Genomic DNA, 13829 nt, shown 5'->3' on the forward strand with positions numbered 1-13829 from the left:
GAATTCTTTGAAGCATTAGGACCGCAGCCGGGCGAAGCCGCTTGGGGCCAAGCCTACGATCTGGCGCAGTGACTGCGGCAAGCAGCCGGTATTCGGGACCAGCGCCTCGGCGCTATTCATCGTCGTCGTCGGCACCAGCATTCGCGTCGTCAGCAGCCAGACCATGCGGCGTTAACGGCGTGCGCGGTAGAACTCCGCAGCAAGGCAACGTCTCCCTGCGAGAGCCCATAGCCTGCGTTCAATACATCCGTGGTCCAGTCTCAAGGGATCTGAAACAAGGCGGACAATTCCTCGCCACTCGCAATCAATAATTTCAAGCGTCTTCGACCGCTCAAGCATAAACGTCCGTAGCATCCCGGATATGGAGGCCTTGGGAGGCTATCCACAATCGCCTTTGGTCTAAATGCCCGCGGAAGGGAGATGACGCGCCCCATTTCTCCCTATAATCATTCGCAACCAGAAGAGGAGCTGGATCAAGACGGGTAAGGCGAACGCAACATCTGCAGAATGCCATTTCGGCGAGCCCAAGATGTGCGACGCGGCCGAGATCAGCCCTCGTGCGTCAGACCAGTTTCAGAGTGACTCACAGAGGAGCAATTAGCTTGGCGAGCATCGGCACGCGGCCGAAAGGCGAGGATCAGGAAACCCGATCGGCTGTAATAAAGCTGTTTGATGATACGCGGCGCAGGCTAGTCGAGACAGGTACTCGCAATCGCCTTGTTCATGTAAATCGCGCGAACACGCGCGGTAACGTATTGAACATAGTGAACGAGCATTCCGACGATGTCTATGTCTTGCTTTCCGGTGGAAAGACCATGCGCTTCTTCGCGCTCGGGAAAGACAAGGTAGAAGACAGCCGCGAGGTCGTCCTTGCTGACGTTATGCAGCAAGGGTCTGACGAAGGTCGCTACACCGATTCATGGCTTGAAACGCGGCTCGGCCCTGACGCGCTGCAAAAAAAGCTGCTGAAGATAGCGCGGGAAGCTCAAACTGCGGAGGAGGAATCCGGCGTCAATGTCCTGTACCTCGCGATGGGCTTTCTGACCTGGTATGAGGACAAGGCGTCGAGCTTACCCCGTGAAGCACCGCTCGTCCTCCTTCCCGTCGAACTCGTGCGCAATGCCAGGACCTCGACCTTCGACCTTCGAGTGCGGGACGAAGACGCTCTCACGAATCTGCCGCTCCAGCAGCGGTTGAGGGACGACTTCGGAATCGAACTTCCCGAACTTGAAATCGAGGAGGACTGGAAACCTTCCGACTATTTTTCGGAAGTTCAACTCGTGACCAGTTCGCGGGATCGCTGGAAACTCGACCCCAACGCCATGCAGTTGGGATTCTTCAGCTTCAGCAAGCTGCTGATGTATCGTGATCTGGCCATTGAAGCGTGGCCCGAGGACGCGCTGGCAAACCATGCGCTGACTCGTGGTCTACTCTACGAGGGGTTTGAACGCGAGGAACCGCTATTTGCCTCAAATGATAAACTGGACGAGGTCCTGCCGCCCGAAAAGCTATTCCATGTGGTCGATGCGGATGCGTCGCAAGCGAAAGTGATCGAGGAGGTGCGATCGGGGCGCAATCTGGTCGTTCAAGGGCCGCCTGGAACAGGCAAATCCCAAACGATCACTAACATTATTGCGGCTGCAGCCAAGGAAGGTAAGCGAGTCCTCTTTCTTGCCGAAAAAATGGCGGCGCTCTCTGTGGTGCACGACCGCCTCGTGAAGGTCGGGCTACGCGATGTATGCCTCGAATTGCATTCGAGAAGCGCAAATAAGAAGGCTGTCTTAAGCGAGCTGGCGCGCACGTTGTCGCAGGCTAGCGTCGTGCCAGAAGTGCCGGCGGCGCCAACTGCTGTGAAGGAAAGCCGCGACCGGCTGAACAATCTTGCGGAAGCGATACACCGACCGATCGGAGCAACCGGAGAGACAGCCTACAGCGTGCTTGGACGGCAATCCCAGTTTATCGGGAAAGGCATCTCGCCTCCGAGTCTGGAGGTCGAAAGCCTGAGTTCGATGTCGCGGCAGCAAGAGATCGATTTGCTAGCTACGATCGAGGAATATGGCGCACTCCTCGCGGAAGAGGGACGAGCAACCATTCATCCTTTCGAAGGCACAGGTAATCTTCACCTTCAGCCGGTGGACTTAGCTCGTCTGAAAGCTACGCTGACTGAAGCTCAAGCTGCCGTGACCTCGCTTGCGGCGTCATTGCGCCTGCCCGTCGACACACTTGCTTTGCATGTTACCGCAGCCCTGGATATCGTTGCTCCGTTGGCCGATGTACTAGGACGGCTCGAAGGACTGCCTCTTGGCGCTGCCGACATTGCGCAGAAGGTACTCGACGCACCGGACATTCCTCGCCTTCACCAAGCATTGCGCGCTGGCATGGCGTGGCGGCAAGCGCTCGATCAAGCGTCAGAAGTATTCGTCGAAACCGCGTTCAACATTTCGTCGAGCCATCTACGCGCTCCGCTCGCGGCAGGTATTCGTTCATTTTTTGCTCGCTGGGGTGGTCGCTACCGCGCCGCTTCACGTGAACTTGCCGGCCTATTGCGGGGAAGCCTACCCAAAACAGCGGCTGAGAGGGTTGAGCGGATCGACCAATTGATCACTTTGGTCTCGTTGAGATCCGAATGGGAGGGCGATCGCGAAAATTGCGGTCGTATTCTCGGCGATGCCTGGCGTGGAGAGAAATCCGACTTTAGGAGACTCGTAGCCATCGTGGAATGGTGCGAGAAACTTTCTAAAGCGCCAATTTCCGTGCGTTCAGACAAGTCGGTCGCGTTGGCTGCTCGAGCTGATAGCCTAGCTGCGATGCGACGGGCATTGCAAGAGGCCGCGCAAGCTGCACGCTCGGCGTTGCAAGCCATTGTGAAACTACTTGATCTTAATCTTGCTAGCTTTGGCGACCAAGGCCTAGAGCATACCGATCTCGACACCGTCGCGGCGCGCTTTGGCACGATGGCCGCCGCGACTGGTCGGTATACGTCGTGGACTCAACTAGCGCGGCGTCGCGACGCGCTCGCCTCAGCGGGATTGTCCAAACTTGAGGAGCGGATGCGATCTGGGGAGCTAGACGGAGCTGCTGCAGCAATCGAGCTGCGCTACGCTCGTGCCGAACGCCTTTGGAAGATCGCTCTTGAGCAGAACCCCGACCTTCGTGGCATTGGCCTGGAAAGGCGCCATGATCTGGTTGACACCTTCGCGACGCTAGAGCGTCAGCAGCTCAGGGACAATGTAAGCACCATCCTAGCCGGCCACCTTGCCCAAGTACCTCAAGGCGCCATGGGCGAGATGAAGGTTCTTCGTGGTGAGATCGGAAAAAAGCGCGGCCATATGGCACTGCGACGATTGGTCGAAAGGGCCGGCACAGCGATACAACGCATTAAGCCCGTCTTGTTGATGAGCCCAATATCCGTCGCTCAATACTTGCCACCGGGCACGATCTCGTTTGACCTTCTAGTTATCGATGAGGCTTCGCAAGTCCGCCCAGAGGATGCGCTTGGGGCGATCGCACGAGCTGCCCAAATTGTGGTTGTGGGCGACAAGAAGCAGCTTCCACCGTCTTCCTTCTTTGATCGGGTGTTGGCGGACGAAGATGATGACAAGGAAGGCGATGACGAATATGTCGGCCCGGACTTGCTGGAAGGTGCGGCAACTATCGGGAGTATGGAGAGTATCCTCACTCTTTGCGAGGCGCGCGGCCTCGCAGGTAGAATGTTGAAATGGCATTATCGATCACGCGATCCATCACTGATCGAGGTTTCGAATAGGGAGTTTTACGACAGTGATCTCGTTCTTCCGCCATCCCCTCTACAGAGGGATCCGGCCTATGGCTTGTGTTTTACCCGGGTCGATGGCGTTTACGACAAAGGTGGAAAGCGGGACAACCGCAAAGAAGGTGAGTCCATCGTTGATCGGATAGCGGAACACGCGAGAGCAAACCCATCACACTCTCTCGGTGTAGTCACGTTTTCGTTTGCACAGCGAAATCTCATCACGGAGCTTTTGGAGCTTCGTCGTCGCCAAGACTCCACGCTGGATCAATTTTTGCGTGAAGGACAATCGGAAGATGTGTTCGTCAAGAACATCGAGAACGTGCAGGGCGATGAGCGCGACGTTATTCTCGTTAGTGTTGGCTATGGCCCCGTTATCGCCGGTGGAAGGTTGAACAGCATGTCGTTCGGTCCGGTTAACGGCGAAGGCGGCGAACGACGACTCAATGTGTTGTTCACCCGAGCTCGGATACGCTGCGAGGTGTTTGCGTCGTTCGATCCCGGTGACATTGATTTGAACCGCACCTCGAGAGAAGGTCCGCGAATCCTCAAGCGCTTTCTTGATTTTGCAAAGAATGGTCGTCTGGAAGTAGACTCGCCGACGGGCCTCGATGCAGATTCGCCTTTCGAGGAAGATGTTGCTGACGTGATCCGGGGGTACGGCTTCCTCGCAGACGCGCAGGTCGGATCTGTTGGTTTCCGAATCGATCTGGGTATTCGTCACCCCGACAGGCCGGGCAGCTACATCCTCGCCGTCGAGTGTGATGGCGCGACATATCATAGCGCTCTTTGGGCCAGAGAACGAGACCGCCTACGTCAGGACGTGCTCGAACACCTGGGTTGGCGATTTCATCGCATTTGGAGTACCGACTGGTTCTATAATCGCCACTTTGAGATAGAGCGACTCCGCACGGCGCTTTCGGAAGCGCGGGATAGGTCTGACCAGGGGCCGCGGGTCGAGGGAGCAAATCAGGCGCGGTCGACCGAACCAGCCGAAGTGGAAGCTACGCCGATTTTAGTTTCCGAGGTCGTTGTTCGGCAGATGCCTCCATATCAGCGGGCGTTCTTTCGCGTCAGCACTTCGAGCGAGCCGCATGAGGCGCCCGTTTCCATGCTTGCGAATCTGGCTCGAAGGATCGTGGATGCCGAAGGACCGATCCATGTGGAAGAAATCGCTCGACGCGTCGCCTCCTGCTTCGGCAAGGAAAAGGCGGGATCGCGAATATTGACTGCGACGGAGTCGGCTTTGTCGGTCGCCCGATCGGGAAGCGCCGATCTGCTTACCGATGGGATATTCTGGTACACACGAGGTCAGTCGGATGCACCTCCGGTTCGCGATCGTTCTGCGGAAAGCGGTGCAACTCTCAAGGCTGCGTGCATCTCTATTCTGGAAATACAAGCCGCGTTCAGGATAGCCCGTGAAGATAACGCCGGGGGTGAAGACGAGGAGCTTGTCAGAACAGTGGCTCGCCTACTTGGTTTCAAGCGGGTGGGAGCGGATTTGCAGGCGCGACTAGCCGAGGGCTTAACTTGAGCGGGTCATCACATCGATGGAGCCAAGGATCAGTCGCAAGCGGAGTGTTTAGTCTGACTAACTAGGCATGCCGACAGATGGAGTCAGTCCGCAACAGATAAGCTTTGGTCGCAAACGGAGTCAGTTCTTCGACTGATAAGGTTTCTAACAAAAGCTTACCAGTTGGCGACTGATAAGGATTTCATGCGCGCGTTTTACGAGAAACCTGCGGACAGGGTGATCACTTCCGATAAGGGCAATTATCAGAAGTGAAGCCTAAACAACGTTTAATTGTGTTGCCAGAGTTTGTCGCCCAAACGGCTCGTTCAGGCTGTATATTACATCAAGGACTTCCATGCTGCGGCAGTGGATGATCTGGGATTAAGTCCAACTGCGAAGGTCACTACATTCCCGGAAGGGGCGGCTTTTTGGGGTAGACCGCACATAGTTGGCCTGCCGTCCGGCCGTCGCGATTGACCCACAACGGACATCCGGCTTGGGATCTGCTACATTGTCTCAGTGCAGCCCTGGCATTGGGAGGGACACATGCGACGACGCGATTTCATTGCGTTTGTTGGTGCAGCATCCATGCTGCCTGCTGGCGCACACGGGCAATCCAGTAAAGTGCGCCGGATGGCGATATTGCATCCATCGCACCCCGTAACAGAGCTGAACGAACTTAGCCGCTTTCGTTACTACCGGGAGTTCTTCAGGGAACTTCGCCGTCTCGGTTATGTCGAAGGGAGCAATCTATTCATCGAACGCTTCTCCGGAGAAGGTCGCGTTGATGGCTATTCTAAGCTCGCTAGCGATGCCGCAGCTCGTAATCCAGACGTTGTTTTTGCGATTAGTGTTTCTCTGGTCCTTGCCATGAAGCACGCAACGTCAATAGTCCCCGTTGTTGCCATGACCAGCGACCCCGTGGGTCACGGTATTGCAGCCAGCATCGCTCGGCCAGGCGGAAACATCACTGGCGTTACCGTAGATCCCGGCTTAGAGCTTTGGGCAAAACGCATCGAGCTTCTGAGGGAGATTGCTCCTAAGATATCAAAACTCGGTATTTTGGCTACAAGAGCAAATCCGGAGGCAGCCGCAATGCGGGACGCGGCCGATAAGGCCGGAATCACCGTTGTGGGCCCCTCTTATGTGGATACTGGGAGTGAGGAAGAATACCGAAGCCTCTTTGCGACAATGTCGCTGATAGGTACCGATGCTCTTTTCGTCGACGGTAGTCCGGAGCACATTACAAAGCGACAACTAATCGTCGATTTGGCGGGGAAGTCCCGATTACCGACCATTTACCCGTTTCGTTCGTTTGTCGAAGCCGGCGGGCTGGTAGCTTATGGGATAGATCTGGTTGAGATTTTTCGCCGTGCCGCCGGTGCCATTGATCAAGTTCTTAGGGGTTCAAAGCCGGCTGACATTCCGTTTTACCAGCCGACAAAGTTCGAGCTCGTCATCAATCGCGCCGCTGGAAAGGAAGTCGGAGTAGTGTTCTCTGAGCAGCTACTTGCACGGGCCGACGAAGTGATCGAATGACGAGCGTTCACTGCAGGTATAAAGACCGCTTCTGGCCCGGATGCGAAGTTGCGCCTCGCGGGGGCGGAAGTGCGCTTGTTGAGCCAGAGCGGACCAGATTTGCTCACCTGAGTTCTTCGCGTTTCGAGCCGAGCGAACATCTACGTTGAAATCGTCGGTGTTAGGGAAGAATAGTTGCTAGCCGTTTCACCTTTTAGTCGGCGATGGCTCCTGGCCCTCTGACGAGGCCAGCCAGTCAATGAAGATGTGTCGTAGATCCTTTTTGATGTGGTCGTGCACGCAACAATCCATGATCGCGATCATCGATATCATCGCCATAATTCAGCGAGCAAGCTCTGCCACGAGGTCCCCGTCACTTGACCGGTCAAGCGCCCTTCGTCATATTTTTCGCCGCAAGACGGGCCATGAGACTCGTCGGCTTCGGAGGAAGACATGAACAACACATGGGCCGTCCTTGCGGGGACGATGATCTCAGCTGCAACGTTCTCGACCGCCACCTTGGCCCAAATTCAGCCTCCATCCAACTGTGTCACCCAAAACATGGGCGTGCCGCCCAACGCCAACACGTCGGATAAAGGGGCGCCGTTCTTCATCGACACGACCGGCCTCGACTTGCAGACCAAGCCGCCGACCCGCGATCCCAAGAGCGCGAACTATCCGCCCGCGACCGAGCTTGCGGACGGCACGCTGCCTCCGGCCGGCGCGGAGGGAAATTTCATCATCGGCCCGACACACAATCCGGCGCCCGAGACGATCGCAAAGGAGGGCGTGCCGAAAGGCACCATCACGACCTTCACTCTGTCGTCCAAGGACAGCGTGATCTACAACCCCGGCCTGATCCGTGACGACGTAGCCGGCTGCGGCAATTCTTCGATCATGAGCACGACGACGGTGTCAGGCGACAAATCCAACATGATCGTTACCACCAGCCATCCCGGCACATGGACCCGCAATATCGAGGTCTATGTGCCGGCGAATTATGTCCGGGGCACAGAAATCCCGTTCATCGTGCTCGGCGACGGTGGCTCCACCGCCTGGAAGGACATGAACACGACGCTGGATAATCTGATCGCGCAGCGTCGCGTGCCGCCGATGGTGTCGATCCAGGTCGGCAATGGCGGACAGGACGCACAAGGCGCGCAGCGTGGGCGCGAATACGACACTGTGTCGGGCACCTACGCGCAATTTATCGAGCGTGAGGTATTGCCGCTGGTCGAAGAGAAGGCCGGCGTGAAGCTGACGAAAAATCCCGATGGGCGCGCCACAATGGGGTTGAGCTCGAGCGGCACTGCTGCTTTCACCATGGCGTGGTTTCATCCCGAGCTGTATCGCCGGGTGCTGGCCTATTCGCCCACCATGGTGAACCAGCAATGGCCGTGGAATCCGGCATTGCGCGGCGGTGCCTGGGAATATCACAGCGCGTGGGCGGGGCCGGCCGGTCCCAACCTGATCGTGAAGGCAGGCCAGCTGACGCCGTCGGATCAGCCGACCGGCGCGCCGCTCATCCCGGGTTCCCCGACAAAACCGATCCGCTACTGGTTCGAGATGGGCGATCAGGACCTGTTCTATCCCAATCCGACAATCCCTGACGGCATGCACGACTGGACGCTATCCGCCGCGCTGATGGCAAAAGTGCTGGCGGAGAAAGGCTACCACTATCAGTACCTGTTTGCGCGCAACGCCAAGCATGTCGACCGCCCGACAGTGGCGCAGACGCTGCCTTCGGCGCTGGAATGGCTGTGGAAAGGCTATCAGATTCCGTGAGGTCTGGCCACGTAAGTATAATCAAGCGGGATTTTCGGTTCCGCGCGGCATCTTTCATCGGTTACAATCACGCCCGCTCGGAAGTCGCCGCTGCTTCCTCAAGCCTCGTGATAGGACAAGGGCTCCTGTGACCGGTCTACAGACAAGCGAGGATCAAGCGATCCGTGCGATTGCGCCCGTGGATCCAGGCGGCGCCGTTTCCTTCGGGCCGTTTTCCTTTCACGACAGAAAGCGACTGCTCGAAAAGAATGGAGCACCAGTCAAACTAGGAAGCCGGGCGCTGGACATTTTGCGCCTCCTCGTGCAGCGCGCGGGTGAAGTGGTTTCCAAGAACGAACTCCTGGCATTCGCATGGCCGGGACTCGTGGTCGAGGAGATCAATCTGCGGGTTCACATCGCCGAAATCCGCAAGGCGCTTGGCGACGGCAAGCAGGGCGCCCGCTACATCGAGAATGTTCCGAGCCGGGGCTATTGCTTCGTAGCCAGCTTGCATCGTGAGATGCCTGCGCCTGTGCCTGTGCCGGCTGCAGCTCAACCGCCAATCTTGCTGCCAAACCGGCTGGAGCGGATGATTGGGCGTGAGGATGTGCTGACGAATCTCGAGAACCGGTTGTCGAAGGAGCGGTTCATAACGCTTCGCGGACCGGGCGGCATCGGCAAGACGACGGTCGCAATTGCGGTTGCACATGACATGTGGGGGACGTTCGAGGGCCAGGTACACTTCATCGACCTCGGCACCTTGCAGGATGCGGCACTTGTCACCGGTACAATTGCTTCCGCACTCGGCCTTGTCGTTCATCATGCCGATCCGACCGACAGCATCATCAGCTTTCTGTGGGGCCGCCGCCTGCTGCTCGTGCTCGATAATTGTGAGCATGTCATAGAACCCGTGGCGAAGCTCGCGGAAAACATCTATCAGCGTGCTCCCGGCGTCAGCATCCTTGCCACCAGCCGCGAATCCCTGCTGGTCGAAGGTGAGCAGCTGTTCGAGCTCGTGCCGCTAACCGGACCGCCGCAAGTGAGCGGGTTGAGCGTCAACGAGGTACTGCGTTATCCGGCCGTGCAGCTCTTTATGGAGCGCGCCTCTGCGGCCGGGCTTCGATCGGATGTCACGGAGGAGAACGCGGAGGTGCTGGCTGAGATCTGCCAGAAACTGGACGGTATTGCACTTGCGATTGAGCTTGCCGCCGGGCGGGTCGGGGCGCATGGCCTTAAGGAGATCGCGGCGCTGCTCGATGGCCGGCTGAAGCTTGAGTGGCGCGGCCGCCGCACGGCACCGCCGCGCCAGCAGACGCTCGGCGCCACGCTCGACTGGAGTTATGGCCTGATCGGCGAGGGCGAGCGTGCCGTGTTGCGTCGTCTCGCCGTATTTAATGGGCCTTTCACCCTCGATGGCGCAGCGGCCGTCGCAGGCGAGCAGGAGCAGCCGGTCGATCGCATCGTTGAAATACTGGAGCAACTGGTCGAAAAATCATTGGTGGCGGCGCAACCGGGACGTGGCTCGACACAGTACCGTTTGCTGGGAACCACCCGCGCCTATGCCCTGGAAAAACTTGCCGAAAGCCGTGAGGCCACGCGCATCGCCCGCGCCCACGCGAACTTCGTACAGCGTGCACTCGAGAGCAGTGCTGCCGAACAGAGCGGGGACCGGTTATCGCGTGCGCAGCGGCGCGCGGAGCTTTTGAACGATGCCCGGGCAGCGCTGAACTGGGCCTACCTCAACGACCATGGTGCCGACATCCGCGTTCCCCTGGCGGGCGCTTGTGCCCGGCTATTCATTGAACTCAACCTGTTGAGCGAAGGGCGCATCTGGTCGAGCCGCGCTCTTGCAGCGCTTGATGACAGGACGCGTGGCAGTACCTGGGAGCTCGAATTGCAGGCTGCCCTCGGTCACGCGTTCATGTTTACCGAGAGGAACAGCGAGCAGGCGGAGAACGCGCTACGACGCGGTCTTGAGATCGCGGATGCGTTGAACGACGGACCGAACAAGTTCAGGCTGCTGGCAAGGCTCAACATGTTCTATCGGCGCACCGGCGAATTCCGTCATTTGCTGCCTGTCGCGCTTGAAGCCGAAAGAATTGCGCGGGCGATCGGCGATACCGCCGGGATTGCCGGCGCGAAGGCGTTGGTTGGAGTTTCCTATCACCTGATCGGCGACCAGTCATCGGCCCAGCTGCATCTCCGTGAGGGAGTGAGTGGCGCCGCAGCACTACGCCGCGCGCAGCCTGGCCACTTCGCATACTCCAGGACGCCGCAGATCCCGCTCGCCCGCGTTCTGTGGCTGCGCGGGTTTCCAGATCAGGCGATCGAGTGTGTGCGTCCGCTGACCGCGGACGCGGCCCCTCGCGATGTAGTTATGCATTGCATCGCGCTTTGCTGGTCCGCCTCGGTTTACGGATGGACCGGCGATTGGACCGAAGTCGAGCAGATGGCTGTGCGGCTGGAATCGCACGCCGGCATGCATGGCCTTTTGCCCTATAGGGCGGTCGCCGCCGGCTTTCACGCGCAGGCATTGATCGCTCGTGGACAGTTCGCGCCGGGTTTGGAATTGCTGCAGGGCGCTCTCGTGCGGTTGCAGGCGGACCGCTATGAACTTTATGCGTCCGCCTTCGTTGCCGAACTGTCCCAAGGTTTTGCGGAGCTCGGCCGGCTTCAGGAAGGACATAACGTCCTGAATGAGGCGATTGCGCGCCTGACGTCGCAGGGCGATGGCTTCGAGATGCCCGAATTGTTGCGCCTGCGCGGCAACATCGAGGCTCGTGGCAACGATTTCGAGGCCGCAGAAGCAAGCTATGCCAAATCGATCGCGCTCGCCGAACGGCAGGGCGCGCTGTCGTGGAAGTTGCGCACGGAGACGTCGCGCGCGAAAATCCGGCTTTCGCAAGGGAAGCCGGCTGCGCTCTCCGCCCTCGCCGAAACCTATGCACACTTCACCGAAGGATTCGAGACGGCAGATCTGAAGACTGCGCGAAGCTTGCTCGACAGCGCGCCTGCTGTCGCCCGGCCTCAGCGAAAGCGGAAGTGAGAGAGATCGATCGTCACCAACGAAGTATCGAGATGCGGTCTTGAACCGCCGTTGCGCAGGAACACGCGCCGCTTCGTCGGGATCATAATCCCATCGACATTCATAGGATTGGAGACATACTGAGCGGCCGGGAAACCTCCGGCGACGTCCACCCGGTAGTCGTGCCGACGGATCAGCATGTCCGGACCGAAGTAGAAATCCTGCTCGGTACTGTGGCTGGCTATCGTGGCGGGGAAAGTGGCGCGCAACCCGCGCCACTTGTCCGCTCCTTCGCTCCACGGTTCGATCTCGCGGATCTCGAATCCATCCATAGCGAGCAGGAATGGCGTCGTCAGATAGGTCCAGAGAGCGTACCCGTTGAAATAAGCGCGATGGAGCGGATCCCAAGTCGTCCGCATGTCATGACCGGCAAATGACGCGCGCGGATTCGTTCGTTCCGCGACGATCCTTCCGTCGTTTGCCACGATGGCAATACGATTCGGCATGAAGTCGGTCCGCTGACCGGTCGCTCCGAACGGCTCGACAGAAGCCCATTGCCGGTGCAAATCGACCTGCATGGTTCGCGGGTTTTGATCCTGGTTAATGCCCTTGAGGGCCCATAGCTCGCCGCCGGTCACGATTGTTCCCGCGAGGCCCGCATGAGCCTTCCAGCGGGCGAGGCCGCCATGGGCGTCGATGGCGTCGGCCAACAGCGTGATCATGCCAGTCGAGCCATTGCGAGCTGCTTGCGATATTCGAGGGCTGGAAGTCCGCCCCAGCCCCAGTTTGCCGTGTCGACCTCCTCGATTATGACGAATGTCGATTCAGGCGGTTTCTTTAGTACATCACGCAACAAGTCTGTTGCGCCCTTGATCAGGGCGTACTTTTCGTCTGCGGTGAGGGAGTCCGCGCCAGGATTGGTGCCCTCGCGCGTAACCTGGATGTTGACGATAGGCATGATCTTCTCCCTTGCCCGCGTGGCGTCAATGACCAGCGCTCTGGCCGCCATCGACGTGAAGGATCTCACCGGTCACGAATGGCGAGTTGTCCAGGAACATCACTGCATTGACAACGTCGCGCGTTTCCCCCATCCGGCTCACCGGGTGCAACTTAGAGAGAAACTCGTGCGTATCGGGCGTGTGCATCGGCGTCTTAATGACCCCCGGTGAGACCGCATTGACCCTGACGCCCCGGGGCGCATATTCGATTGCGAGCGACCTCGTGGCGGCGTTGAGCCCGCCCTTGGTGAGCGAGGCGAGCGCCGCCGGGACACTGCTGTTGGGATGATCGACCAGGCTGGTCGTGATCTGCACGATGTGTCCGGAGCCCTGCTTCAGCATCTGGTCGGCGACGCGTCTGGTGATGCGGAAGAAACCCCCGAGATTGACCGCGACGATCGCGGCATAGTCCTCTTCGCTGTAATCGATGAACGGCTTTGCGATGAAAATCCCGGCATTGTTGACCAGCGTATCGATGCGTCCGAACTTTCCAAGGGCTTCGGAGACAATGCGATCTGCGGTCACCGGATCGGCGATGTCTCCAGGCACGTTCAGGATGTTGGCATCGGACGAGGGCTTGATTGAACGCGAATTGGCGACGACGAGGAAATCGTGGTCGCGAAATCCCTTCACGAGATCGGCACCGATCCCCTGCGACGCACCGGTGACGATGGCAACTTTTTGTACAGCGCTCACGACGTAGTCCTCCGAGTTTCACCAGCTACTGCCGGCGTTCTGCCCGGGAAGATGTCGCAAACGCAGGCAAACCGCTCGTTGCGTGTTGTTAAGGTGCGATAGGCGGGAACTCCCGCATTTTTAACAACACCTAACGTGCGCTCTGCCCCGTCGTCGTCCAGATTTGCCGGGGTGGCAGGCGACCGGTTCGGACGGATCCCCCGACACTCAGCGGAGGCAGAAATGCCAGACACAATCTACCAAACCGATGGAGCCGGCGGGTCACGCAAAAATATCAACCGGCAAGTATTCACACCCTACGACCATTGCAGGGACCGGCCACAACCTGCCGCAGGACGCTTCGACTGCGTTTGTCCAGGCAATCCTCGACCTTGCCAGGCAGGACTGATCGATGCCGCGTTAACAGAACGGAAGGACGCGACAATTCGCAAGATATTCACCCTTGCAGCTCTCGCGACGATCGTCGTGCTCATGCTCATCCAATTCGGCCCCGCGGTCGTGTTCTGAGCGCAAGCCGTCGGTTCGACTCACGCGGGCCCAGGCAAC

8 protein-coding genes are annotated in these 13829 nt (G+C 58.6%); 5 read left to right on the forward strand and 3 right to left on the reverse strand.

What is annotated here, in order from left to right:
• Positions 1–602 precede the first annotated feature (602 nt).
• The 4 genes from DCG74_RS36550 (at position 603) to DCG74_RS36565 (ending at position 11610) form a co-directional block, all read left to right on the forward strand.
• Positions 603–5303, forward strand: coding sequence for a DUF3320 domain-containing protein (locus tag DCG74_RS36550; RefSeq protein WP_210268410.1), 4701 nt, complete (start codon positions 603–605; stop codon positions 5301–5303).
• A gap of 525 nt (positions 5304–5828) precedes the next feature.
• A complete protein-coding gene (locus DCG74_RS36555) occupies positions 5829–6821 on the forward strand; it encodes an ABC transporter substrate-binding protein (protein ID WP_172787571.1) in 993 nt (330 codons plus the stop codon).
• Between the two features lie 432 nt (positions 6822–7253).
• Positions 7254–8585, forward strand: a complete 1332-nt coding sequence (locus tag DCG74_RS36560) for an esterase family protein (protein ID WP_172787572.1) — start codon at positions 7254–7256, stop codon at positions 8583–8585.
• Between the two features lie 127 nt (positions 8586–8712).
• Positions 8713–11610, forward strand: a complete 2898-nt coding sequence (locus DCG74_RS36565; protein WP_306557993.1) for a winged helix-turn-helix domain-containing protein — start codon at positions 8713–8715, stop codon at positions 11608–11610.
• Here DCG74_RS36565 and DCG74_RS36570 read toward each other — a convergent pair.
• From DCG74_RS36570 to DCG74_RS36580, 3 genes are read right to left on the reverse strand one after another with little or no spacing between them, the layout of a single operon-like run.
• Positions 11592–12311 carry a hypothetical protein gene (locus tag DCG74_RS36570; RefSeq protein ID WP_172787574.1) on the reverse strand — a complete coding sequence of 240 codons (720 nt, stop codon included), beginning with the start codon at positions 12309–12311 and terminating at the stop codon, positions 11592–11594. The genes DCG74_RS36565 and DCG74_RS36570 overlap by 19 nt on opposite strands.
• Positions 12308–12547 carry a 4-oxalocrotonate tautomerase family protein gene (locus tag DCG74_RS36575; RefSeq protein ID WP_172787575.1) on the reverse strand — a complete coding sequence of 80 codons (240 nt, stop codon included), beginning with the start codon at positions 12545–12547 and terminating at the stop codon, positions 12308–12310. The genes DCG74_RS36570 and DCG74_RS36575 overlap by 4 nt, the downstream gene beginning before the upstream one ends.
• Positions 12548–12572: 25 nt before the next feature.
• Positions 12573–13283, reverse strand: coding sequence for an SDR family NAD(P)-dependent oxidoreductase (locus DCG74_RS36580; protein WP_172787576.1), 711 nt, complete (start codon positions 13281–13283; stop codon positions 12573–12575).
• Positions 13284–13505: 222 nt separating this feature from the next.
• On the opposite strand from DCG74_RS36580, the gene DCG74_RS36585 reads away from it, so the two are divergent.
• A complete protein-coding gene (locus DCG74_RS36585) occupies positions 13506–13790 on the forward strand; it encodes a hypothetical protein (protein ID WP_172787577.1) in 285 nt (94 codons plus the stop codon).
• Positions 13791–13829: the final 39 nt, after the last annotated feature.

The sequence above is a fragment of the Bradyrhizobium sp. WBAH42 genome, assembly GCF_024585265.1.
GTDB lineage: Bacteria > Pseudomonadota > Alphaproteobacteria > Rhizobiales > Xanthobacteraceae > Bradyrhizobium.

What these genes read in the sequence shown, in the direction of transcription:
- DCG74_RS36585 (WP_172787577.1), top strand. Translation starts at nt 13,506, where the DNA reads ATGCCAGACACAATCTACCAAACCGATGGAGCCGGCGGGTCACGCAAA.
- DCG74_RS36575 (WP_172787575.1), bottom strand. Translation starts at nt 12,547, where the DNA reads ATGCCTATCGTCAACATCCAGGTTACGCGCGAGGGCACCAATCCTGGC.
- DCG74_RS36570 (WP_172787574.1), bottom strand. Translation starts at nt 12,311, where the DNA reads ATGATCACGCTGTTGGCCGACGCCATCGACGCCCATGGCGGCCTCGCC.
- DCG74_RS36560 (WP_172787572.1), top strand. Translation starts at nt 7,254, where the DNA reads ATGAACAACACATGGGCCGTCCTTGCGGGGACGATGATCTCAGCTGCA.
- DCG74_RS36555 (WP_172787571.1), top strand. Translation starts at nt 5,829, where the DNA reads ATGCGACGACGCGATTTCATTGCGTTTGTTGGTGCAGCATCCATGCTG.